We start from the raw sequence: 25,701 nt of genomic DNA on the forward strand, positions 1-25,701 counted from the left end.
CGAAACATCACTTTTTCCAACTACGATTTATGAAACGCTCCTTTACCAACATCATTGCGGTAGCCCTGCTGGCCACACTGGCTATGGCCTGTGGCAATAGCCAAAAAGAACAAGCCGGAAAACTGGGCGAAAAGAAAGCTGAGCTGGCCAAATTGCAGGCCGAATCAGCCACACTGCTCGAAAAAATTACTTTGCTGGAAAGCGAAATAGCCAAACTGGATACGGCCGCAGCCAAAGTAGAAACCGGCAAACTCATTTCTGTTTTAGCCGTTGCACCACAAGATTTTAATCACTACATAGAACTGCAAGGCCGCGTAGATGCCGATGATATTTCTTACGTAACACCACGTGGCATGGGCGGCCAGGTAAAAGCCTTATACGTAAAACAAGGCGATGTGGTAAGCAAAGGCCAGCTGCTGCTAAAGCTGGACGACCGCATTGCCAATCAACAATTAGAACAACTGAAAACACAACTCAACTTTGCTGAAGACATTTACAAACGCCGCCAAAACCTGTGGAAGCAAGGCATTGGTAGTGAAGTAGAACTACTGAGTGCCAAAAACAACGTAGACAATTTGAACAAGCAAATTGACTTGGTAAAAGAACAAATCAGCATGACAAATGTGTATGCAGAAGTAAGCGGATTTGTAAATACCATGAATGCACGGGTTGGTCAGGTGTTTCAGGGTGTAAGCGGCGTTACACCAGATATCACCATCATCAACACCAGCCGACTGAAAGTAATCACCGATGTACCTGAAAACTATTTGTCGAAAGTAAACAAGGGCAGCCGTGTTGAAATCAGTATTCCCGACATCGGTAAAAACTTCAATTCAAACATCAGTTTTATTTCAGCATCTATCAACCCTGCCAGCCGCGGTTTTGCTACAGAAGCCCGCCTTCCAGCCGATGCTTCGCTAAAACCTAACCAGCTTGCATTGGTGCGCATTCTCGACTATGCCGCACCAAGTGCCATGGTAGTGCCGGTAAACCTGGTGCAGAGCGATGAAAAAGGCAAATATGTATTTGTAGCAGTTACAGAAAAAAATGGCATGGTAGCCCGCAAAAAGCCGGTGATAGTAGGCCAGGTGCAAGGCGAACAAGTAGAAATTAAAATGGGCCTTTCTGCCGGCGATCAGCTGGTGGCACAAGGCTACCAAGGCTTGTACGACGGTCAAAAGGTAGCACTTAACTAAGCCACTCCTTTTGCATACAATTTTTTTTGCCGCAAGGCATCAACATCAAAATCAGCAACAGTGACTGCACTTGAAAAACTAAAAGCAGAACTGGCGAAAATAAAAGAGTTTAAACCCACCACCTGGTCGGTTAAAAACAAAACCTCCATCTATCTCATGATGGTGTTCGTCAGCATTTGGGGTATCTACCAGTTCATGACACTGCCCAAAGAGCAGTTCCCCGATATTGTGGTACCCACCGTGTACGTACAAACCGTGTATGTGGGCAACTCACCCAAGGATATTGAAAACCTTGTAACCCGACCTATAGAAAAACAACTGAAAGGCCTCAGCGGCGTAAAGGTGAAGAAGATTACCAGTACCTCGCTGCAAGATTTTTCGGCTGTAATAGTAGAATTTGATACCGATGTAAATATTGATGCTGCGGTACAAAAAGTGAAAGATGCGGTAGACAAAGCCAAAAAAGATTTACCCAACGATCTTACGCAGCTGCCTACCGTACAAGAAATCAGCTTCTCTGAATTTCCTATCATGTACGTAAACGTGAGTGGCAATTATGATTTAGTAAAGCTGAAAGAATATGCCGACCGCTTGAAAGACCGTATAGAAGAGCTGCCCGAGATAACCCGTGTAGATTTGGTAGGTGCTCCAGAACGGGAAATTCAAATCAATGTCGACAATTTTAAAATGCAGAGCAGTGGCGTATCTTTTTCAGATATTGAAGCTGCGGTAGCCAGAGAGAATGCCGACATTACCGGTGGCTTGCTCAACGTGGGCACCATGAAGCGTACCCTGCAGGTAAAAGGCCAGTTTAAAAGTGCCTTCGACTTGTACAATGTAGTGCTGCGCAACAACCGTGGCGGCGCAATCTACCTCAAAGACATTGCTGAAATAAAAGACACCATTAAAGAGCGGGAAAGTTTTGCCCGCCTGGGTAGCAACACCACACAATCTCAACCTGTGGTAACGCTCAATATTATTAAGCGAAGCGGCGAAAACCTCATTAATGCAGCCGATCATGTAAAAGCTGCCGTAGAAGAATTGAGGGCTGCTGAGTTTCCGAAAGACCTGAACCTGATGGTGACTGCCGACCAAAGTAAAACCACCAAAGCATCATTCGAAGAACTCATCAACACCATTGTACTCGGCTTCATATTTGTGCTGCTGGTACTCATGTTTTTCATGGGTGTAACCAATGCATTCTTTGTAGCACTAAGTGTGCCGCTGAGTATGTTTGTAGCCTTTGTGTTTTTGCCCGTGGGCGATGTGATTGTAGGCTCCGATATCACCCTCAACTTTATTGTACTTTTTGCCTTGCTATTCGGCTTGGGTATAATTGTAGATGATGCCATTGTGGTAATAGAAAATACCCACCGTATTTTCTCCGAAGCCAAAGGCAATATTTCTGCAGAAATGAGTGCCCGTTATGCTGCAGGCGAAGTATTTATTCCTGTACTTACCGGTACGCTTACTACGCTGGCGCCATTCTTTCCGCTACTGTTTTGGCCTGGGCTTATTGGTAAGTTTATGATATACCTGCCGGCCATGCTCATCTTTACGTTGACAGCATCGCTGATTGTGGCCTTCATTATGAACCCCGTGTTTGCGGTAGATTTCATGAACCATGAAGAGGGCCATGAACACAAACGCAAGTCGGCCATATTCCGCAAACCACTGTTATGGGTATTTGCCGGTGGCGGTTTGTTGCTGGATGTAATTGGCATGACCAACGGCGGCGGGCTCTGGTATTTCTTTGGCAATCTGCTGTTGTTTATGGCCATTCTCATGGTCATAAACACTTATTTCCTCGATGGTGTTATTAAGGGTTTCCAACATCGGTTTTTGCCTGCACTTATGCGGTTGTATGAGCAGCTGCTTCGTTGGTCATTGGCAGGTAAGCGCCCCGTGTGGATTTTGATCGGACTGTTTGTGTTGCTTATTGGTTCATTTCAAATATTTGGGGTAGCTGTATCAAGCGGCCGTGTGCCCATTGTATTCTTCCCCAAAGGCGATCCCAACTTTGTGTATGTGTACCTCAAGTTGCCTTCGGGCACTGCTGTTACCTACACCGATAGTGTGATTAACAGCATGGAGAAAAAAGTGTACGATGTACTGGGCATGGGCAATGGCAAAACAAACGCCATTGTAGAAAGTGTAATTACCAATGTGGCCGTAGGTGCCAGCGACCCCAACAGTGGCGACCGCAGCACCCGCCCCGAACTTGGCCGTATACAGGTAAGTTTTGTTGAATATGAAAAACGCCATGGCCAAAGTACAGCACCCTATCTCGACGCCATTCGTGGTGCTATTAAAGGCATACCCGGTGCCGAAGTTTCGGTAGACCAGGAAAGCAGCGGACCACCTACGCAACCTCCTGTAAACATTGAGCTGGCCAGCGAAAACTTTGAATCGCTGACGAAGACCGCCATTGCATTGAAAAACTACCTCGACACCAACCGGGTGCCTGGTATTGAAGAACTGAAAATGGATGTGGATTTACAAAATCCTGAAATCACTATTTCAGTCAATCGTGAACGTGCCATGATTGAGGGCATTTCTACTGCACAGGTAGGTTTGGAAATACGCACTGCATTGTTTGGTAAAGAAGTAAGCAAACTGAAAGACGATGAAGACGAATACAAAATTCAATTGCGCAGCAATGAAATACAGCGCCAGAGTTTGTCTGATTTGTTGAACATGCGCATCACCTTCCGCGACTTCAATACCGGACAAATTAAGCAAGTACCCATTTCGGCAGTAGCCAGCATCGACCTCACCAGTACTTATGGCAGCATCAAACGTAAAAACCTGAAGCGGGTGATAACCTTGTACAGCAACGTACTCATGAGCCAGGGCTATACACCTACTGCGGTAAATGCGGAGCTTACAAAAACCATTGCTAAGTTCAGAGAAAAACCAGTGGATGTAACCATTGCACAAACCGGTGAAGGTGAACAACAGGATGAGGCCGTTTCGTTCTTAACAGGGGCATTGCTCGTAGCACTGGCACTCATCTTATTCATCCTTGTGTTGCAGTTCAACAGTATCAGCAAGCCCATTATCATCCTTACCGAAATTGTGTTTTCCATTATTGGTGTGTTGCTTGGCTTTAGCATTACCGGCATGCAGGTTTCGGCCGTAATGACAGGCATTGGTATTGTGGGCCTGGCAGGTATTGTGGTAAAAAATGGTATCCTCGTTATTGAGTTTGCCGATGAATTGCGCAGCCGTGGTATGCGTACCCGCGAAGCAGTGATACAAGCAGGTAAAACACGTATCATTCCTGTATTGCTTACGGCAGTAGCCGCCATACTTGGTTTAATACCACTGGCGGTTGGTCTCAATATCAACTTCATTTCTATGTTCGAAGAGCTCAATCCGCACATCTGGTTTGGTGGCGATAACGCAGCCTTCTGGAAGCCCCTTAGCTGGACAATTATCTTCGGCCTGATCTTCGCATTCTTTATGACGTTGATAGTAGTACCCGCCATGTACCTGATGGCGGAACGCTTACGCCGGCCAATGCGCAGAGCCTTTGGTGGTAAATGGATCAGCTTTATGGCAGTGCCACCACTTACTTTCCTGTTTATTCCATTAACCATCGTTGCTGCATTTTTGCACCGCTTCAAAGTGGCAGCACGACGCAAAAGAGCCAAAGGAAAAGTAGACGAAACCTTTATTGGCAGCTGGTTCTAACACATTTGCATACATACATGATAGATAAAAAGGCAGTCGTTTTTGACTGCCTTTTTTCATGAGGTATGCTTTCCCGCTAATCACAACTGTATACATTTTTTCCACTTTCTCAAACTTGCGTGTTGAAAGATTTTAATCAACTGTAAATTCACATTACAAAAATCTTATAAGATGGCCACCTCTAAAAAATCTGTTGCAAAAAAGAAAGCTGCTCCGGCAAAAAAAGTAGCTGCAAAAAAAGCAGTGAAAAAAGCTGCTCCGGCAAAAAAAGCAGCGAAGAAAGCTGCCAAAAAAGCTGCCCCTAAAAAAGCTGTTAAGAAAGTAGTAGCTGTAAGAAAAGTAGCCAAGAAAGCCGCTGCCAAAAAAGCTGCGCCAAAAAAAGCTGCTGCTAAAAAAGCCGTAGCCAAAAAATCTGTTGCGAAGAAAGCCGCTCCGAAAAAGGCCGCTAAAAAAGCTGCACCCAAAAAAGCTGCCGCTAAAAAAGTAGCTGCTAAAAAGCCAGCCGCAAAGAAAGCCGCTCCGGTACCAGCACCGGCTCCTGCTCCGGCTAAAAAGAAAGCTGCTAAAAAAGCTGCTAAGAAAAAAGTAGCTGCACCAGCACCGGCTCCTGTAGCTGCTCCCGAAGTAGCACCAGCACCAGCCGCACCAGAAACGCCAGCTGCATCTTAATGCAACCATTGAACAATTGACACATGCGCATGTGTGAATGCCTGCTGAAATTTCAGCAGGCATTTTTTTGCGGGTGGGTGAGCTGAAGTTGGAGGGTTTAGGGTTACCATTCTTTTGAACACGTGTGGGCAGTTTCGGATACCTGTATTTTTTACCACTAATCATTTACAGGCAGCATTTACAAAAAAAGCAGAAAGCCCCGGCGTAGTCTATACCGCATTTGAGGTATTTTCAGCCCATCAATAAAACACTTTTTTTATGCCAACAGCACACGAAATAGACTACCGCATTTACGGTGAAGAAATGCAGTATGTAGATGTAGAATTAGACCCGGGTGAAACAGCCATTGCTGAAGCCGGTGCCTTTATGATGATGGATGACGGCATTCAAATGCAAACCATTTTTGGCGATGGCAACCAACAACAAGGTGGTGGACTGCTCAATAAATTATTCAGTGCAGGCAAGCGGTTGCTCACCGGCGAAAGTTTGTTTATGACGGCTTTTACCAACGTTGGCCATGGCAAAAGAAGAGTGGCTTTTGCCTCTCCTTATCCTGGTAAAATCATTCCGCTTGATCTGGCAGAGCTGGGCCACTATGTAGTTTGTCAGAAAGATGCTTTTCTGTGTGCAGCCCGTGGCGTAAGTGTAGGCATCGAGTTTCAGCGCAGACTGGGCACGGGATTGTTTGGTGGCGAAGGCTTTATTATGCAAAAACTGGAAGGCGATGGTATGGCCTTTGTACATGCCGGTGGCCACGTGTTTGAACGCACCCTGCAAGCCGGCGAAACATTACGCATTGATACCGGTTGTTTAGTGGCTTACACCCATACCATTCAATACGACATACAATTTGTGGGCGGTATTCGCAACACCATTTTTGGTGGCGAAGGTGTGTTTTTTGCAACCCTCCGTGGCCCAGGCAAAGTGTGGATTCAAACACTGCCCGTGAGCCGTTTGGCCAGCCGTATTTTGAGCTATGCTACCACCAACCGCAAAGAAGAAGGCAGCTTGCTGGGTGGTTTAGGCAACCTGCTCGATGGCGACGGCCGATAAGCAGTATTCTTTTTTTATACAAAAGCGTGTTGCAGTTGTAGCAACACGCTTTTGTATTTACGCAGTCGTTTTGCATCGGTACTATGCTGGCATTGTGCACAAACAAAAAGCCCTGACTGGTAGAAACCAGCCGGGGCAATTGATGTGCGAAAAGTGAGGGGATTAGAAAAACACTGCGGTAAAATTCCGGTCGCTGGTTTTCCAGAAAACGACACGGCCAATATCATCGAAGAAGTATTCCGGCTTCTTGTCTTTGAGTACAACGGAGCCTTCCTTCTGTCCGTTTTCTTTGCTGTAAATTTCGATACCTACGCCAGTATCTGCACCATCATCTGTTTTGGTGAGAATACTCTGCATGCTGGCTGTAGCACGGGTGGCTTTAAACCGCTTGTTCATGGCCTGGAAGGATGCCACGGCAATGGCGCCCCAGTTGTTGGCATCCTGCTCATACGAGTCGGCGGCCGATTGGTTGCTCATGTATTGACCCTTGGCTGTAGCACCGCCGGCAGAAGCCACACCCGCCTGATAACTGTTGGCCGCCATCATGGCTACACTGGTCACAGCTACTACACCCAATGCAATTTTACCAACCAAACTTACACCCGGCGCAGCACGGTATACTTTCCAGCCCTGCTTGCCATCAAAACCATAGTGGGCAATGTTTTGGCTACTGGTAAGCACCAATCCATTGGCCGTGAATTGCAGGCCCGAAGGGTTTTCTTTGCCGTCCAAAGCAATACTGCCAATTTTAGTAGGCGTACTGGTGTTTACATCAAACCGGTGCAGGTCGCCATCTACAGCAATGTATGCTTCGTTATCATCTTTAAAACCATGCACCACGTAGTCTTTTACCTTCATGCTTTTGCCCCACGCATCGGCACCGGTTTCTAAATTCAAGATGTTGATTTCTTCATCGGTGATGTACAGCAGACCTTTGCTCACCAGCTTAATATCGCGGATATTACCACTCACTTTCATGGGGCGTTTCATGGCCGATACACCATTCACCAAATCAATAATGTCAATCTTATTGGTACCCTTGTCGCTAGCGGTGGCTATCACCATTTTGTTGCCGGTATTGTCGTAGCTGTAACCAATTACATTACCCGCTACATCTATTTCATCTTTCAGCAATTGCTTACCACTGGCGTAGTCAAACATGTACATTTTGGCTTTGTTGCCACCACCCAAAGCTTTGCCCATGAGGCCGCCTTGCTTGCCATAGTTTTCGCCCCGCTGATTGGTGGTGACAATAATGCCGCGGTCATCTAAAATGTAGTTATTCAGCGGACTGTTGAGCTCCTGACGCTGCCACACTTCTTTGCCGGTAGCCCAATCGAAACAAGTGAAATAATCGTTGTTGAAGAAGTACACTTTGCTGGCATCTTTCACCTGAAAAAACTTAGATGAAACAGCCACCGCCATTTGTGCATTCATCTTGTTCATCGACTTACCAAAACCTGCAAAAGGAATTTTGCTGCTGGCAGGAGCTGCCACAACTGGAGCATCTGTTTTAATTTCTGACCGCCATTTTTCTTCACCGGTATTGGCATCCAAACAATAAATGGCTTTGGTGGTGCTAATCAGCATCAGGTCTTTGTTGATGGCATACACATCGCTACAAATCACTTCGGTGGCTTTGTCAAACACCTTTTCTGCTTCAAATCTTTTTTGGCCTGTAACCGCATCTACCAGCATCAGGGTTGGCCGGCCTTTCTTATTCATGCCGCTAAACAAAACAGCGCCGAGTTTGGCATTGGCAAAACGCTTGTTTACCGTAGTCATGCCGAGGTCTTTTGTTTTACAAACTACCTGTCCGGTTACCGTATTAATAATGGCATGCTCCACCATCATGCCCCGGTCTACAATAGCTGCCAATGGGCTATTGGGTATGGCACTCAGCGCATCTTCCGAAATACGGCGAAACTCTTCGAGCTTCCAGATTTCCTTGCCCGTTTCCGGGTCTACGCCATACAAGGCATCGTTAGTGCCCACAATAAAAATGCCTGCATCGCTAAGACTGTAAAAATTGATGCTGCCGCCAAAGTCTTTCGACCAGGTTTTCTTTTGTGCATGCAGCGCTTGCACAGAGCATAGCAGCAACACAACCAGCCATATCTTATTGAAGAATTTCATGGTAAAATAATTTTGGGTCAAATGTTTCAGATTTGAGATTCCATGCCTATACCCTGCAGCGGGTATTTTCAGCATCTGCTGCAGCGACTGTAGTCGGGGACGAAAAAAAATTTGGTGGGCAAAACAGATTAATCGTACTTTTACGATGAATAAGCGGAGCACCCGCTTTTATTTTGATTTAATTCATCGTACAAATACGATTATGGCAATAGCAAAAACAGCCGCTTTTAGTAAAAAGGAACAGGAAATAGCCGCCTTCGCCAAGGCCATAGCCCACCCTGCAAGAGTGGCTATTTTAAAAGTATTGGCAGGCAAAACAGAATGTGTATGTGGCCAGATAGTGGATGTATTGCCACTGGCACAAAGCACCGTAAGCCAACACTTAAAAGAACTGAAAGCCGCCGGCCTCATTAATGGTACCGTGGAAGGCCCCCGCAGTTGCTACTGCATCAACTGGAAAGCTTTTGAAAAATTCCGGAACGAATTCAACAGCCTGTTTGATACACTGCAGGTAAAAAACAACAGCTGTTGCTGATGCCGGATGAATTACTCATACTTAAAATTTTTACAAGATGACACAAGAAGAAACACTCAAAGCGATTGTAAAAGAAAAATACTCGCAGATAGCCTTGCAAGACAAAGAATACAACGCCGCCAGCTGCTGCGGAGCTACCGGCTGCTGTGGCGGCGATGAAGTCTACAACATCATGAGTGATGACTACACACAACTGGAAGGTTACAATGCTGATGCAGATCTGGGATTGGGCTGCGGCATACCCACAGCATTTGCACAAATGAAAGAAGGTGACACCGTGATTGACTTGGGCAGCGGTGCTGGCAACGATGCCTTTGTAGCCCGCAAAATTGTTGGCCCCACCGGCAAAGTGATTGGTATTGACTTTAGCGAAGCCATGCTGGAAAAAGCCCGTACCAATGCCGATAAAGTAGGCTTTAATAACGTAGAGTTTCGGTTGGGCGATATTGAGCAAATGCCCGTAGCTGCCAACCGTGCCGATGTGGTGCTGAGCAACTGTGTGCTCAACCTTGTACCCAATAAGCCAGCAGTCTTTGCAGAAATATTGCGGGTACTCAAACCCGGCGGTCATTTCAGCATCAGCGACATTGTATTGCAGGGCGAATTGCCCGGCAAATGGAAAGAAGTAGCCGAACTGTATGCCGGATGCGTAAGCGGTGCCATTCAAAAAGAAGAGTACCTCCGCATTATTAAGCAAACGGGTTTTGCCAATATAACGGTACAAAAAGAAAAGACCATTGTGATACCCGACGAACTGCTGCAGGAATACCTCACAGCCGATGAAATGGAAACCTACAAGAATGGTAGTGTAAAAATTTTGAGTATCACTGTATATGCGGAAAAACCCGCCGCCTGCTGTACACCTGGTGCCGGATGTTGCTAATTGTTTCAGTAAGTAATTGATATGAAAAAACTGTCCTTTCTCGACCGCTACCTGACGGTGTGGATTTTTGCCGCCATGGCCATTGGTGTTGGTCTCGGTTATTTTATTCCGGAAACTGAAGCGTTTATCAATCAGTTTCAGTCGGGCTCTACCAATATTCCCATAGCCATTGGTTTGATACTGATGATGTATCCGCCACTGGCCAAAGTAAAGTATGCAGAACTGCCCAAAGTATTTCAGCACAAAAAAATACTGGGCTTATCGCTGGTGCAAAACTGGCTGGTAGGGCCGTTGCTGATGTTTATACTCGCTGTCATCTTTCTACAAGATGAACCGGAGTATATGACAGGTTTGATTCTTATTGGCATAGCCCGCTGTATTGCCATGGTAATTGTATGGAACGATTTGGCCAATGGCGACCGTTTGTATGCCGCAGGCTTGGTAGCATTCAACTCCATCTTTCAGGTTTTCTTTTACAGCTTCTATGCATGGATTTTTATTACCAAACTGCCGCCGCTGCTGGGCCTGAAAGGATATGAAGTGGACATCAGCATTGGTGAGGTGGCGCAGAGTGTATTCATCTATCTGGGCATCCCCTTTTTGGCGGGTATGCTGAGCCGCTGGCTGCTGAGTAAATGGAAAGGAACGGCCTGGTATGAACAACGTTTTTTACCAGCAGTAAGCCCCATGACATTGGTTGCATTGCTCTTTACCATTGTAGTAATGTTTAGCCTGAAAGGCCAACTGATTGTAGAAATACCTGGCGATGTGGTGCGTATTGCGATACCACTGACGATATATTTCATGATCATGTTTTTCTCGGCATTTTACCTCAGCAAAAAAGCGGGTACAGATTATGCCAAAGCCACATCGCTGGCGTTTACTGCTGCGGGCAACAACTTTGAGTTAGGCATAGCAGTGGCCATAGCGGTGTTCGGCATCAACAGTGGGGCCGCATTTGCCGCAGTGGTGGGGCCGCTGATTGAAGTACCGGTACTGATATTGATGGTGCGCTTTGCACTGAAACAAGAACACAAATTTGTACAACCTGCTCCTGCTTCAGGAAAAGTAAAATAGAATTACAACTGTTGAAAGGTGCCATCGCCACTGCTGCATCATAGTAGCACTTGGCTTGGCCCATAAAAAGAAAAAAATATGTCATCAACAATCAAATTGCTTTTTGTGTGCGTTGAAAACGCCAACCGTAGCCATATGAGTCAGGCATTTGCCCGTATACACGGGGGTGATAAAGTGGAAGCTTACAGCGCCGGTAGCAAACCGAGCGGAGTGGTAAATCCGAAAGCCATTGCTGCCATGAAAGAACTGGGCTACGACCTGACCACGCATGATAGCAAAAGCCTGCAGGAAGTGGAAGCTTTTGCACCATTTGATGCCGTGGTAACCATGGGCTGTGGCGATGCCTGCCCGTGGATGCCGGCCAAACAATTTATCGACTGGCAAATACCAGACCCTAAACACATGGAGCCGACACAGTTTAATGAAGTGCGGGATTACATTAGCGGCAAGGTGAAAGCATTGATTGATTCAATTGTTTGATGATTTGGGTTGTTGGTTTGGTGTTGGCTTTATGTAGATGAATTAACTAAATAGTCCTCGTCTCCGGACGAGGATTTTATGGTCCACAGATTCTATCTGGAATTTATCTTCGGATGTGGCGACAAGCGTCGCAGCACTAGTGCATCCCCGACAGGAGTCGGGGACAATGAGCATAGTCCTCGTCTCCTGACGAGGATTCCGTGGTTAACAGATTTCATCTGGAATGTATTTGTGCTTTTGCGACTGTAGTCACAATACCAAGAATCACCGACAGGAGTCGGGGACGAGACATTACCTACAACAAAAACGTCCCCAACAATTATTGGGGACGTTTTACTGTATTGCAACTTTCTTATTTTTTATTCCTTGTTACATGTTATCTCGACATGCCCATCATTTTTAGCGCAATACTTGTAGTTTTTTTACTTCTCTGTTTGTGCCTTGCGCTACAATAATGAAATACTGACCGGAAGCAATTCCACTGGTGTTTAAGCGTAATGTTCTGAACCCTTTTTCTGTAATGCCACTAAATAGCGTCACTATTCGTTTGCCCGAAATATCCGTTACAAATACATCTGTATAACCCGCAGACGCCATATTCAATAACACATTCGTACTATTAACAGCAGGGTTAGGATAAACCAAGGTTTTGCCTGCTGTAATGCTTGTTAGCGTTGAATCAATTGTTTTCTTAATTGATTGCTGGCGGTTTGTTTTATACAGGTTGCTTGTACACATACTATCCGTTTCAGCAGCAGAGGCATGTAAAAATATATTGTTGCAAGCAGCAGGGTTGGGTGTGGTAAATGAGCTTACCATTTTGGGTGTAAGCGGATACTTCACAACTAGCAGCACATTTTGAGCATTTGCTGTATCTAATTGCCGTTTTAGATTGATGAGTAATTTTATAAAGATGGGGCCTTGTGGTAACCAATTAATATTACCTGCGGATGAATTTGCTCTGATTCTGAAAATGGTATTTTGAATACAACTAACATCTACATAGGGACTGCGGTACTGCCAATAACCAGTTTTTTGGTCTTTGGCTTCCATTTCCCAACTCATGCCAGCCGGGCCATACAAACCTGCCGAATCTCCCTGCACTACTATAGCAGCCTGCACTTCTTGAATGGTAAGCCTTGATGCAGGGTTAAGCACATATTTAATCGGGTTCTCGAACCGATAATCAATATCTGTTTTCCAATAAAAACCATCTCTTGTACTGCCCATCCGCTCTCTTTTAAATGTCTGGTTCACTTCGGGTGTTTTCAGTAGATTAAACACGCCCATGATTTCATTATAGTATGGGTAATCTTCTGGGGTATTATTACCCTGTTGGCTGCCAGGATTTTGGAAAATGATATCTCCATAAGGATATGTTGTAGTAATCGTACCATTTAAAGTCATCGTCATATCCAACGCCATGGGGGTTAATTCAACTTGCTGCGGACCTGCGGGTGTAGTCTTTTTGCCACCTGCTATAAAAAAATCCAAAAGACTAACTGCTGCACCTATATAGGGAATGGCACTCAGGCCCTGTTTGAGAAAATTATTACTTAGCAAGCCTTGCTGCAAAGCTGTTAAGCCAGCTGGTTTGTTGCTGCCGGGTATCAGATTTGGGGCTAAAAAATTGCTGACAGCAGTGGTCTGGTCAGTTTTGAACTGTGCAATGGTTTTATACGTTTTCATTGCTTTTTGTGCGCCGCCCAATAAATCTTTAAAACTTAAACCAGTGCTTGGTTGGGAAAGCTGTGCAGGTGTAATGTTTTGTGCGGTTAAGTTTCCAGTTGCAGAGCCTCCTAGCGAAACGGTAGAGGTTGTAATGAAATTAACATAGATGCCTAATCGGGAAGAGTAATAACAAGTACAGGGATCATACTGCATAGGGTAGTCAACATAAAACCATTGGTACATATTGTTATTGAAAGGTGATGGGGATTGATAGATTTTATCTTTAGTAAATACCTTATCAATCGGTATTGCACCATCGGATAAATCTAACAAGGAAGTTTGATATTGCGAAAATTCTGCAAATTGCAAAGTCACTTTTGCACTGCTAAAAGCAGGCAGGTTTGTACCTCCTCTTGCATAGAATATTCTTAATACGCTACTGTACTTATTATACATCACAATATACAATTGTTCTGGTTTTGGATTTTGCAAACTGCCGTTTTGAAGAAACCCGAATTGTCTTCGAATTAATTCCCATCCATCAGTTGGCTTCATATCAAGTGCAAGCCTCAAGTTGTCAATAATGCTATTGTCAGGCTGGTAAACGGGGTTAAAAATGGAATCATTTCCCGGGGTTGCACCTTGCGCATTGGTAAGATACTTTCGAGCCATCCAATTGAAATTGTTAATCATGGAGGGATTCTGTGTATTAATGGCAGAATCTGGCCGCGTAAAAATGCCATTTACTAAACATTGTGCTTGCATCACATTCTGAAATAACGTGAAGAGTAAAAACAAAAGGTAGATTTTTTTCAATTTTATGAAATTTGGTGGTGAATTTTATGATAAAATGGGCAAAGCATCCGCAGCCCTCTGGTCAGAAAGCACTTTATACTTTATGAATTCAATAAGTGGGAAGGAATTTAGCGTTGCCTAATTCCAATAAATTTTTTGAAAACTGGAGTAGTAGAATAGGTATAATCGTTACTGTCAGAAATGTTTGTCCTTGGCCAATGTTTATAATTTATCAATAAGGTATCCCTATTAATTAAATAGCCTCTTGCTTCTAATTCACCGCACCTCCAGGCACCTCCTTTTGAGACAAAACCATTATATGCCTGTACAGCGGCTATTCCAAAGTCATAAACGGTGTATCCTTCGGATGGATTTATGTAACCGTTGCAACCTTTTGGAAGGTTTTTTAAAAATAACCAATAATCATTTCTTTGTAAGGTAACCGTAAATGTATCAGCAGGGTTATCGGTATTGTATCCATGAAATTTTCCAATAGCTGCAGCTAAAGTTTCTGGTACAATGGTCAGGTATTTTGTGACAGTTTGCACGGTAGGAGTTGCAGGAAAACAATTGGCCCCTTTGGTATTGTATCCTGTAAACTTTACAGGTATCCGGTTTTCGAGCACATTAAAGTAAAGGCTGACGCTAGATTTTTTGAAAACGTTTTGGCTATTACCAATTTCCCATTTTACTGAGTCGTATTGCCCTATAGCTTTGAAAGTGATGAATTTAAAAACAGTTGCAGTATCCTTGACTTCAAAGGCAGTGTCTGAAACTTGTTCCAGCATCACAAAATCTGCTTTAAAAGGGGTAATATCAGCACAGGGGTCGGGTGCTTCAGGTATAGGGTCTTTGCTACATTTGGAAGAAAGCAGCATGCCCATTACAACAATAGCCAAGGCAAAACGTGTGAGGTATTTCAGTGTCATGCGTGAATGTTTAGAAAGTGTAACCGTTAATGCTTATGCAATGTAGGCACAATTACCCTCCTTTTCTACTAAAGCCCGTATAATTGAAAATAATCAAAAATGGGGGGGGTATTTTTAAAATGATTCAGCATTTTTGATACTAAGCCTATCAGTTTCACCCAATTCTTCAATAAAAGGTGTATACACAATAGTTGTTGAATGATTGCAATTGTACTGTATTTGTGTTTTGCGACGGTAGTAGCAGCACCAAAGCATCCCCCGACAGGAGTCGGTACGAGATAAAGAAATGGGGTTCAGCATCATGAATGCTGAACCCCAAACTATAAACTAAAAACAGGAAATTGCTATCTCGGCATACCCATCATCATCATGCGTTGGCCGCTGCCGCTTTGGGCGGCGCCAAACTTGCTGAGATTGAAGGTGAAGGTGAGCATGAAGTATCGCTTGAGTACCGTGTAGCGATTGTCTTCTACATAGTTGCCACTCGTTACACGGCTGATGCCGGTGTTTTGGTTGAGCAAATCGTAGGCACGTAAGCGAATTTCGCCCCGCTTGTTTTTCAATACCGACTTAGCAATGTAGGCATTCCACAACGTAAAGCTTTGGTTGAAGCCATCGGCACGGCCGGTGTTGGCAGTGAACGTCACATCGCTTCCCAAGGTGAAATTTTTAGGCAGGTACCAGTTGGTTTCAAAAGTGGAACTGTAGGTAAAGAAGTTGGTGTTTTGTGCTTCTTGCAACGAATAACGGGCACGGGTCCAGGCTACGTTTCCACCGAGGCTTACATCAAACAATTCTTTGAAATTGTAGTTGGCGCTTACACCTTGAGACAGGTTGATATTGGTGATTTCGTTCTGTGCTTTGTTCAGCAAATTCACATTTCGGCTGTAGCCGGCACCAGTGTTCAAATTAATATTGGCACGGGTTTCGCCGAGTGGCAAAGGCAAGCCAATGCTCATGTTTACGTTGGCATTGAAAATACCATTCACATTTTCGTAGGTGGTGTAGCGGCCACCAAACTGACCAATGCTATCGCTGTTCACAATGCCATTGAGCGTTTGACGAACGTTGGCAAAAACGAAGAAGCTCTTCATGGTGTAAGGATCGAAACTGGAGTAGTTAGCCCTGAAGTTGTTGGTGAAAGCCTGCTTCAAATTGGGGTTACCCTTGGTAATGTTGAGCGGATCGCTAATGTCTTCAATAGGCTGCAATTGCGTAACCGATGGGTTTTGCGTAGCTCCGTTGTAAAACAACCGGAAATTGCGATAGCGGTTCTTACCTATTTGTATTTGTGCAGCCGGCAAAATGTTGAAGAAGCTTTGTGAGATAGGTTCTGTTTTGCCTTGCACCAAACTACTCAGGGTAGCCTGTTGTGCTTTGGCACCAATGCTGTAGTTCCAGCCTGTGCGGTTTTCTTTGAAAGTCAAACCACCACCTGCATAGGTATACTCATTATCAAAAAAGTTGGTGAGGCGGCCATTTACTTTGTCGTACGCCTGTGTACCGGCATTGTAGTCAAAAGTTTTTCTATCGTTGGTACTCTCATTGGCCCGATAGAACGCATTCAGCTCTATGATGGAGCGACGACTCATTGGCTCTGTATAACTCAAATCAACACCATAATTGCTGGCAATGGATTTGGTGGTATTGATTTGCCGAATGGTATCTCTTGTAATGTTCGATCCTTTGTAGCGGTTGTTGATGGTGTACTGGCTTCCATCGGCATCGCTTTCGTTGCGGCCAAAGTTGAGTTGTGCACTAAAGGTGCGGCCGGCACGGTCGAATTTGTGGCGCCACAACGCAGAGCCACTCATATTGTAACCACTGCTGTTGCTCTTGGTGAGGCTTTCACCATCACTCAGCAAGTTGCCGCTGGAGCCAACAGTATTGTAGGTTTTACGGGTTTCACTTTCTGTATTTTGGAAAGTAACTGCAGGACGAACGATGATGGAATTGCTACTATCCATTTTCCAATCGATCGACATATTGAGGCGATGATTGTTGTTGTTGCGACCAGTGAAGCCGGGCTCTTTGTAATTCTGTGTGGTATCGCCCACATAGCTCAGGCGCTGCAGGTCGTAGTTGTTTTCCAGCTGTGTGCCATTGAAAAAATAACTGGTATTGAGGTCGAGCTTGCTGCTCTTAAAGTTGTTGTAGTTGAGGCCAATGGCTTGTGTAGCCGTAATACCCTGGGCATTGCCTCCGCCAAAGTTGGCGCCACCACGACCGCCACCACCGCTAAAGCTCAATGCATCCATTACACTAAAGCCTTGCTGGTTTACATTGTTGGCTTGTCCTATCAAAGAAATCTGTTCGCCTTTCTTAAAACTGTTGAGGTTGGTATTGGCCTGATAGCGATTGTCGGTGCCATAGCCGGCAGCTATTTTACCAAACACACCCTGGCGTTTATCATTCTTGAGTGTAAGGTTGATGGTGGGTTCTGCATTGCCATCATCAAAACCAGTGAACTCACTTTTGTCGCTTTTCTTTTCGTACACCTGCACTTTGTTTACCATATCGGCCTGCAGGTTTTTGGTGGCCAGCTTCGGATCGTCTGCAAAAAACTGTTTGCCATCCACCAATATTCTCTTCACTTCTTGTCCGTTGGCCTTAATAGTACCATCGGCTGCTACTTCTACACCCGGCAGTTTTTTCAGCAGGTCTTCAACCACGGCATTGGGTTTGTTTACCTTAAATGACGCCGCATTAAATTCTACAGTATCACCTTTAATAGCTACGGGAGCAGCCACCACCACTACGCCATCGAGTGTAGCATTGCTGCTCATAGCAATGGCCGGAAACTCAACCACTGGTTGTTCATTGCTAATGCTGAAAGGTTGTTGCACTTTATCGAAGCCGGTGTAAGTAACCAACAGCAGGTACTTGCCTACTGCCAGGCGGCCTATTTCAAAAGAGCCATTTTCCTTACTGCGGCCAAAAGAAACCAGTGTGCTGTCTTTGGCATCCAGCACATTAATGGTAGCGCTGGGCAAAAACTTTTTGCTGGCGGTGTCTATCACGTTGCCTTTTACAGTACCAATTTTTGCCTGTCCAAAGCTGGACGCTGCCAGTAAGAAAAAAACGAAACTCAACAGAAAACGAAACGACCTCATGTGTGTAGCTATTTGTTGCATATGACGGCAAAACTATATCTGCCAATCCACACACACCGTTAAGTGCCACAGAAGTATTGTTAATGAAGGTTAATGGCTACACCAGTGGATTTAAGTATGGTTCAACGGTAAGAAATAACACTATGCTGAGCCAGTAAAACAGCCTTTGAGCACAGATGCGTATTTTGCAGGCATGAAAACTCCGGCAATGCTGCAAAAAGCCTGGAATCGCTTGGCCATGCAGCTCGAAAACGGACAGGTCAAAAAGAACCTCTTGCAATCGCTACCATTTTGGATTGCCAGTATCATTACGGGTGTTATTGCGGTGCTGTATGCCAAAATGTTTGCCTTTGCCGAAAATCTATCAGTTCAATTATTACAATGGAAATGGTGGTCGTTGCTAGTTCTATCTCCATTGGCTTTTTTCTTCAGTTGGTGGCTGGTGTACAAAGTAGCTCCATTGGCCAAGGGTAGTGGCATACCACAGGTAATGGCCGCTATTGAATTATCCAATCCACGTCAGCATTTGCTTACCAGGCATTTGCTTTCATTAAAAGTGATGTTGGTAAAAATTGCATCCAGCCTTGTGGCTGTATTGGGGGGCGCAGCCATTGGCAGAGAAGGGCCCACCATTCAAATTGCAGCATCCGTATTTCGCCAGGTAAATGCATTGTTGCCTGCCAGCTGGCCAAAAAGCTCAAAAAAAAATATGGTATTGACAGGTGCTGCTGCAGGTTTAGCGGCGGCTTTCAATACTCCGCTTGGTGGTATAGTGTTTGCCATAGAAGAGTTGTCCAAAAATCACATTCGTCATTTTCGTACCGCACTATTTGTAGCGGTGATTATTGCAGGGCTTACCGCACAAGCATTTATGGGTTCGTACCTCTATCTGGGCTATCCAAAAGTAAACAGCCATTTTGGCTGGTTGCTTTTACTCATCATTCTGGCGGGTACAATTGCAGGTGTTTTTGGTGCCTGGCTGGCCAGAGGCATTCTCGCTATTTTACAGTGGCGCAGTAAACTAAACAAACAACAGCAGGCCATGCATACCATTGCGGCGGGCTTGTGTATGGCGGTACTGGCCAGTGTTGTTTCACATCAGGTGCTTGGTTCGGGTAAAGAATTAATGATTGATGTATTGTTTAATCAACAGCAGCAAGCCTGGTACGCTCCACTGTTGCGTGTTGCTGGTCCTTTATTATCGTTTCCTGCTGGCGGAGCTGGTGGTGTATTTGCACCTTCCTTAAGTGCCGGTGCAGCCATTGGCGCATCAACGGCGCAGCTCTTTACATTGGATGCTGCCACTACCAATGTGGTGGTCTTAGCCGGCATGGTGGCTTTTCTTACAGGCGTTACACGTAGCCCATTTACCAGTGCTATTCTGGTGTTAGAAATGACTGACCGGCATTCCGTAATTTTTCACTTAATGCTGGCAGCATTGGTAGCCAACGGGGTAGCATTTTTAATTGATCGCCACTCGTTGTACGACCATCTGAAACATAAATACCTGCACGAAGCCCAGCAAGAGGAGCAAAAAAGTAGCTTAACTGCAAAAGCTTGATAGTGCCTGTACAACTATGATTGAGCTTATACTATGGTAAACTTTTTCACAAGCCAGCCCATGATTTTTTGAGCCAGCTTTATGATAAGCACCGTGAGTAAAGCACCGCTGAGTACACCGCCGCCTACTCCAATCATTAATCTGTATTCGCTATTGATATTCCAATGAAAAATGCCGTTCAACGCCCACAATACCACCCAACCTGTAACGGCTGCCGTAGCGGGAATAACCAACCAGAGCAATGCTTTAAAACCTGCACTAAAAGACCGTTTCTGAAAGCCGTACAACGTGGCAACGGACACTACTCCGGCAGCAGCCAATGCCACAAATATGGCCACTGCTGCTAATATCAATATGAGCAACGCTACAAATACAGCAGAGAAGACCAGCGAAAATGAAATTAAAATGATGCTAAGACCCAATGCATAGAGTGGCCCTTCTCCGGCAGCCTCTGCTGCTTTTTGTGCACTGTCTTCCTGTGCCAACAGCACAGTGGCGCAGAGCAAAAAAAGGCTGAGTAAAAAATGTTTCTTATTCATTAGCTAAACAGGTATTCAATATCATCTCTTGTGAGCTTCTTCACAAAACCTGCATCATCTGCAATGAGCTCTTTGGCCAGCATGCGTTTCTTTTCCTGCAGTTGAATAATCTTGTCTTCCACCGTGTCTTTACAAATCATGCGGTAGGCAAAAATGTTGCGGGTTTGGCCAATGCGGTGCGTACGGTCAATGGCTTGCTGCTCTACCGCAGGGTTCCACCACGGATCTACAATGTACACATAATCGGCAGCAGTCAGGTTCAAACCCACTCCACCTGCTTTGAGTGAAATAAGGAATACCCGGCACTCCGGATTGTTCTGAAAATTTTCAATGGCTTTTTGTCGGTCATTCACATTCGTACTTCCATCAAAATATTCATACTTCACACCTTGCTCATCCAGCTTTTGGCGTATTAAACTCAGCATACCCAAAAACTGAGAGAACACCAATGCCTTGTGATCGCTAATGTTTTCAGTGATTTCACGGGCCAGTTCTTCCAGCTTAATGCTGTGGTTGGGATAACGTTCGTCTTCGTTCAGAATAGCAGGGCTGTCACAAATCTGACGTAGTTTCATAAGGCCCTGCAAAATGGTGAGCTGGCTGCGTTCCATTCCCTGCTTGTCGATTACGCCCAATACTTTATCTCTAAAGTCGTTTCTGTAGGCATCGTAAATATTGCGTTGTGCTTCGCCCATTTCGCAATACAACACGGTTTCTGTTTTCTCCGGCAAATCTTTGGCCACCTGCTCTTTGGTACGGCGCAGGATGAATGGAAAAATGAGTTTGCGTAAATGTTCTTTTTGCTCCTGCTCACCAAACTTATCAATGGGTGTAGCAAATTCATTGCGAAAGAAATCGCTGCTGCCCAGCAAGCCGGGATTGAGGAAATTCATTTGCGCATAAATGTCGAACGTATTGTTTTGCAGCGGTGTACCACTCATGCAAATACGATGCTTGCTTTGTAGCAAACAAGCAGCACGGGCTACTTTGCTATTCGGATTTTTAATGGCCTGGCTTTCATCCAGAATCACAAAATCGAAAGCAATTTCTTTCATCAAAATCAAATCGCTACGCAAGGTGCCATAGGTGGTAATGATGATGTGGTGAGGTTCCAAATCTTTCAACTCACGTGAACGCTGCCCGCCATGATGAATGAAATATTCCATCTTCGGCGTAAACTTCTTGATTTCATTTTCCCAGTTGTAGAGCAATGTGGTGGGGCAAACAACCAGTGCTTTTAAACCACCGGTTTTGTTTTCATAATGCTCCAGCATCGTAAGGGCCTGAATGGTTTTACCCAAACCCATATCGTCAGCCAAAATGCCGCCACACTCTGCATCTTTCAAAAAATTGAGCCACTGAAAACCCGACACTTGGTAAGGTCGCAACACGGGTTGCAAATGCTTGGGGGGCGCCACTTTTTTGATGCGTTTGAAATCCCGCAGCCGGTCAAATTTTTCTTCCAGTTCTACCAGCAACTCCATTTCATCGCGTTGCTCATACAACTCATCTATTACACCAAACTGATAGCGGCTGAGGCGCAACTGGCTGCCATGGCTTTCGCCCACTTTAAACAGCAGCGAATATTTCTTCAACCATTCTTCGGGTAAAATACCCAATGAACCATCGCCCAGATGCACAAAACTTTGCTTGGCTGCCAGTGCTTTTTTAATATCCGATATGCGAACGTGCTGATCGCCAAACTGTACATCCACCTTGGCATCAAACCAATCCACCCCACTACTAATGCGTATTTGTGTAGTGGGTCTTGCAGCATTAAAACGGAAATTGCGGAGCGTATCAAACCCCTGCACCGGTACTTCCATTTCCTGCATCGATTCCATGAACAGGAAGAACCAGTTGTTGCGCAGCACATCGGTGCCCTTCAGCACCAGTTGCCTGCTTCTTTCTGGTCGTATAAAATTGGTATGCAGGTTGCTCAGCTTTTGAAAAAACTGATGCTCTTTTTCCAGCATGCGATGAATGACCATAATGCGGCCATTGTGCAAGGAAGTAAGTGTAGCTTGTTCATTTTGCGGCGCTACCACACTTCCATATCTGAACTGAGGTACAAAGGCCAGAAACTCACCTTTCTCTTGCAACTGTACGCTAATACCGGGCTCTTGGTCCCGCAGCTGTGCCGTAATCGATTTATCGAAAATGACTTCGTATTCGCCGGTAATGGGCAGCAACTTTTGTTCAGCAAATTGTGGCCAGTCTTCTTTGCTGATGAGCTGTGGCTGTGCAAAGTGCATGGCCACTTGTATGTCTTCTGCTTTTTGCCAACAATACAAAGTGCCTTGCCGCAGCATAATGAGCATAGATGCCCATTCGTTATCTTCCAAAGGCCACTGTTCGCCACTGGCTTTGGCTATGCAGGTTACTTCAAATGATTCGCCTTCAGCCGTTACTGTAATTACTGGCCGTATCAGGTCTTCACTCATGTGAGCCGGTTGCAATTGACCGGTTACAAATTTTTTTCCTTCGCCCAATACAAAGCAGGGATTTGCCTGATTGTCGGCCCAAATGCGGGCCAGTTTGGGATGCAAATATTCATGAATGAGTACCCGGGTTTCATCGGGCAAATCATCGCCGTTGGTTTGTACAATGTTGTCCCAAATACCGCTAAATGGTGAGTTGCGGTTGAGGTATTTATTTACTTCACTGTCACTGAGTTTGCGCAGTTGTTGCAGCAGTTGTTTGTCTTCCTCGCCAAACACTTCTGTATCTACAAATTTGCCGAGGTCGATGCGTTCTACTTTGCCGGCAAAATTGCCTTCATCATTCAAAGTACCCTGCACCGCATCCACTACAAAAAACGGATAGTTCTGGCCTTCGGGGCGAAACACCAATCCAAGAGATTTCAAATCTCGCTGCACGGCGGGCAAGGCTGCAGGTGTTTCGCTAGCCTTAGCTATGGCAGGCTCTGCCACTGGCTTGGGCACTGCTGTATTGGGCATATTCACCCGTTTGATGGAGGCATCCAACACCCGCAAAAAAGGCTTGCCGTCTTTGTAAGTAAATTCAAACTTGCCGGTCAAATCATCATCCAACGTATAGCCATACAAGCCGAGCAGTTTTTCTTTATCCCGGTCGTAGTTGCGAATGCTGTCGAAGTAATGGGCGCCATATGCATTGAGCAGCTGCAAAAACAATGCAGTTTTATGCTTGCATAAAATGTGGTCTTCATCGTTGCAAGTACAACTGGTGTCAAAGTAGCGTTCATCGTTTTTTCGAATCACCAGTTTGTATGCTTGTCCTTCCAACACCAGTTCTGCTTCTACTTTTTCGTTGGCAGCACTGGTAATAGTAGCCGAGTGGGTACGCAAAATTTCTTCGGCTGCATCATAGTTATCATTGCCGGTAAACATGCGAATCATTTTAAGATCGATGTGCCGGATTTTGATAAGAGTGTGGGCTTGCTTATACCGCATAATTTGCCCGCCCAGCAAGCCCTGTTCACTCATTTCTTGCAGTTGAATGAGAGCAGCAGCCTTGTGCCTGCACACTTCGGTAAGGTTGTAAGGGCAGGTACAGCGCAGCGTCATGGTACGTGGCTGGTTGTAGTGGTCTATTTTCACCTTGTACCAGGTGTTGTACATATCATCTTTTATGCGAAAAGAAACCGACTCCAAAATGGGGTTGTGTTCCAGCAAATCCATTTGCCCGAGGGCATGAATGCGTTTGCCTCGCTTAATCACTTCCTCGCTGGCGTTGTTGTAAATATGCTTTATAAAAAAAGGGAGCGACATATCTGGTGGCCGGGCATGTACACCCGGCAATATCTATTTGGTTTGCTATTGTTACCTACAATTTTGAAGAGTGCCGGGTTAGCACTGCTTCGAAAAGGGCAATTGGCAAAAGTAACGGAAAAAGTGAGGCATAAACAAATGCTGTTGAATGCCCGCCATACGGGCAATAAAATACCCCGAAAGCCATAAGCTCCGGGGTATTCAACAATTTCGTGTAGTTACAATACTTTTTTGAGTTAATCTTTTACCTCAAACAGTTTTGCTTTATCTACCACAATTACTTTCATACCATCGTTGAGGGTGCGGAAAATAACGTTGTAAGGTTCGCTTACCACTTGTTGGCCCTTGGTAAGGCCGCTGGTAATTTCAATAAAACGGGTATCCTGAATACCGGTTTTTACAATCACTTTTTTTACTGTACTGGTAGCTTTATCGTACACAAACACTACCACATCTTTTTCTTCATCTTCGCTGCTGGCAGGTGCTGCATCATCCATACCCGCTCCCTTGGGCTGATCTCCTTCTTTCTTTTCGGCGGCTTTTTTATCGCCTTTATCACGGGTAGCTACTGCATTAATGGGCACACCCAGTACATTGGCTCTGATTTTGGTTTGAATATCTGCACTGGCTGTCATACCAGGGCGGAAAGGAAAGTTGCGAGGCTTAGTAGGGTCAATCAAATCGGCATAGCTTTCGGGTAACAGGCGGATGTACACTTTATAGTTTGTTACCTCATTACTGCTGGCTGCACCTGCAGTAACGGCTCCTGTATTGCTGCTGGCTATCTGGTACACAACGCCTTTGAATTTACGACCCAAATAAGCATCCACACTAATCAATGCACTATCGCCAATGTGTACTTTTGGTACATCGTTTTCTGTTACATCTACCCGTATTTCCAAACGGCTCATGTCGGCAATGCGCATCATTTCAGTGCCGGCCATTTGTGCGGTACCTACCACACGTTCGCCCTTCTTTACGTTCAGCAGGCTTACCACACCATCCATAGGCGATACAATAGTGGTACGGCTTACATCTTTACTGGCCCGCTGCAGGTTGGCCTGTGAGCTGGCTACTTGTGCTTTGGCAGCATCAATAGAACGCAAAGCGGCGTTGTAGCTTGCTTTTGCATTGTTGTAGGCATTTTCTGCTACTTCAAATTCCTGGCGGCTGATGACTTTGCCATCCAGCAATTTTTTCTGGCGGTTGTATTGCGCTAAAGTTTGTTCCATAGCACTTTTCAAACCCTGTAATTGTGCCTCTGTATTGGCTACCTGAAACTGGTTTTGATTGACAACGGCCGCAGCTTGCTGCTGTTGAATATTGTAAATATCAGCATATACCCGGGCCAGCACCTGACCACGCCGAACGCTATCGCCTTCGGCTACAGTGAGCTCGGTAATTTCGCCACTCACGTCGGAGCTCATTTTTACTTCTATTTCCGGATAAATTTTTCCGCTGGCATTCACGGTTTCAATAATGGTGCGGCTATCGGCCAGTTCTACTGCTACTTTCACGCCATCTTCGCCACCAATAGTACCCGTTTTTTTGAGTACCACCAGTGTAACCAGGGCTACTACTAAAATGCTGACAATCCAAATTGTTTTCTTCTTCAT

At 45.2% G+C, this 25,701-nt stretch carries 16 protein-coding genes; 9 read left to right on the plus strand and 7 right to left on the minus strand.

What is annotated here, in order from left to right:
* The first annotated feature begins 29 nt into the window (after positions 1-29).
* The 4 genes from V7Q13_RS05750 to V7Q13_RS05765 all read left to right on the plus strand — a co-directional run bounded on the left by V7Q13_RS05750 (position 30) and on the right by V7Q13_RS05765 (position 6,614).
* Positions 30-1,196, plus strand: a complete 1,167-nt coding sequence (locus V7Q13_RS05750; protein ID WP_333799725.1) for an efflux RND transporter periplasmic adaptor subunit — start codon at positions 30-32, stop codon at positions 1,194-1,196.
* Between the two features lie 60 nt (positions 1,197-1,256).
* Positions 1,257-4,892, plus strand: a complete 3,636-nt coding sequence (locus V7Q13_RS05755; protein ID WP_333799726.1) for an efflux RND transporter permease subunit — start codon at positions 1,257-1,259, stop codon at positions 4,890-4,892.
* Between the two features lie 171 nt (positions 4,893-5,063).
* Entirely contained in the window at positions 5,064-5,561 is a 498-nt protein-coding gene (locus V7Q13_RS05760; protein ID WP_333799727.1) for a histone H1-like repetitive region-containing protein, read from the plus strand.
* Between the two features lie 258 nt (positions 5,562-5,819).
* Entirely contained in the window at positions 5,820-6,614 is a 795-nt protein-coding gene (locus V7Q13_RS05765) for a TIGR00266 family protein (protein WP_333799728.1), read from the plus strand.
* 162 nt (positions 6,615-6,776) lie between these two features.
* On the opposite strand, the gene V7Q13_RS05770 is transcribed toward V7Q13_RS05765, so the two are convergent.
* Entirely contained in the window at positions 6,777-8,750 is a 1,974-nt protein-coding gene (locus V7Q13_RS05770) for an outer membrane protein assembly factor BamB family protein (protein WP_333799729.1), read from the minus strand.
* A 202-nt stretch (positions 8,751-8,952) separates the two neighbouring features.
* Here V7Q13_RS05770 and V7Q13_RS05775 point away from each other — a divergent pair, with 202 nt between their 5' ends.
* The 4 genes from V7Q13_RS05775 to V7Q13_RS05790 all read left to right on the plus strand — a co-directional run bounded on the left by V7Q13_RS05775 (position 8,953) and on the right by V7Q13_RS05790 (position 11,725).
* The gene (locus tag V7Q13_RS05775; protein ID WP_333799730.1) at positions 8,953-9,285 is read left to right on the plus strand and encodes an ArsR/SmtB family transcription factor; all 333 of its coding nucleotides are present in this window, start codon (positions 8,953-8,955) and stop codon (positions 9,283-9,285) included.
* A gap of 37 nt (positions 9,286-9,322) precedes the next feature.
* Positions 9,323-10,168, plus strand: a complete 846-nt coding sequence (locus tag V7Q13_RS05780; protein ID WP_333799731.1) for an arsenite methyltransferase — start codon at positions 9,323-9,325, stop codon at positions 10,166-10,168.
* Positions 10,169-10,189: 21 nt separating this feature from the next.
* Positions 10,190-11,245, plus strand: coding sequence for an ACR3 family arsenite efflux transporter (gene arsB, locus V7Q13_RS05785; protein ID WP_333799732.1), 1,056 nt, complete (start codon positions 10,190-10,192; stop codon positions 11,243-11,245).
* Positions 11,246-11,323: 78 nt separating this feature from the next.
* Complete coding sequence (locus V7Q13_RS05790; RefSeq protein WP_333799733.1) at positions 11,324-11,725, plus strand: arsenate reductase ArsC; 402 nt, start codon at positions 11,324-11,326, stop codon at positions 11,723-11,725.
* Between the two features lie 399 nt (positions 11,726-12,124).
* On the opposite strand, the gene V7Q13_RS05795 is transcribed toward V7Q13_RS05790, so the two are convergent.
* From V7Q13_RS05795 to V7Q13_RS05805, 3 genes are all read right to left on the minus strand, one after another.
* Positions 12,125-14,212 carry a T9SS type A sorting domain-containing protein gene (locus V7Q13_RS05795; RefSeq protein ID WP_333799734.1) on the minus strand — a complete coding sequence of 696 codons (2,088 nt, stop codon included), beginning with the start codon at positions 14,210-14,212 and terminating at the stop codon, positions 12,125-12,127.
* A 107-nt stretch (positions 14,213-14,319) separates the two neighbouring features.
* Positions 14,320-15,120 (minus strand): hypothetical protein, encoded by an 801-nt coding sequence (locus V7Q13_RS05800; protein WP_333799735.1) that lies wholly within the window; start codon positions 15,118-15,120, stop codon positions 14,320-14,322.
* A gap of 344 nt (positions 15,121-15,464) precedes the next feature.
* Positions 15,465-18,233 (minus strand): outer membrane beta-barrel protein, encoded by a 2,769-nt coding sequence (locus V7Q13_RS05805; RefSeq protein WP_333799736.1) that lies wholly within the window; start codon positions 18,231-18,233, stop codon positions 15,465-15,467.
* 193 nt (positions 18,234-18,426) lie between these two features.
* Here V7Q13_RS05805 and V7Q13_RS05810 point away from each other — a divergent pair, with 193 nt between their 5' ends.
* A complete protein-coding gene (locus V7Q13_RS05810; RefSeq protein ID WP_333799737.1) occupies positions 18,427-19,794 on the plus strand; it encodes a chloride channel protein in 1,368 nt (455 codons plus the stop codon).
* A gap of 26 nt (positions 19,795-19,820) precedes the next feature.
* Here V7Q13_RS05810 and V7Q13_RS05815 read toward each other — a convergent pair whose 3' ends face one another.
* From V7Q13_RS05815 to V7Q13_RS05825, 3 genes are all read right to left on the minus strand, one after another.
* Positions 19,821-20,333: a hypothetical protein gene (locus tag V7Q13_RS05815; protein WP_333799738.1), complete on the minus strand. Its 513-nt coding sequence runs from the start codon at positions 20,331-20,333 to the stop codon at positions 19,821-19,823.
* Entirely contained in the window at positions 20,333-24,085 is a 3,753-nt protein-coding gene (locus V7Q13_RS05820; RefSeq protein ID WP_333799739.1) for a DEAD/DEAH box helicase, read from the minus strand. Before V7Q13_RS05820 ends, V7Q13_RS05815 begins: the two co-directional genes overlap by 1 nt.
* Before the next feature lie 236 nt (positions 24,086-24,321).
* Entirely contained in the window at positions 24,322-25,701 is a 1,380-nt protein-coding gene (locus tag V7Q13_RS05825) for an efflux RND transporter periplasmic adaptor subunit (RefSeq protein ID WP_333799740.1), read from the minus strand.

Source organism: Phnomibacter sp. (genome assembly GCF_036803085.1).
Taxonomy (GTDB): Bacteria; Bacteroidota; Bacteroidia; order Chitinophagales; family Chitinophagaceae; genus Phnomibacter.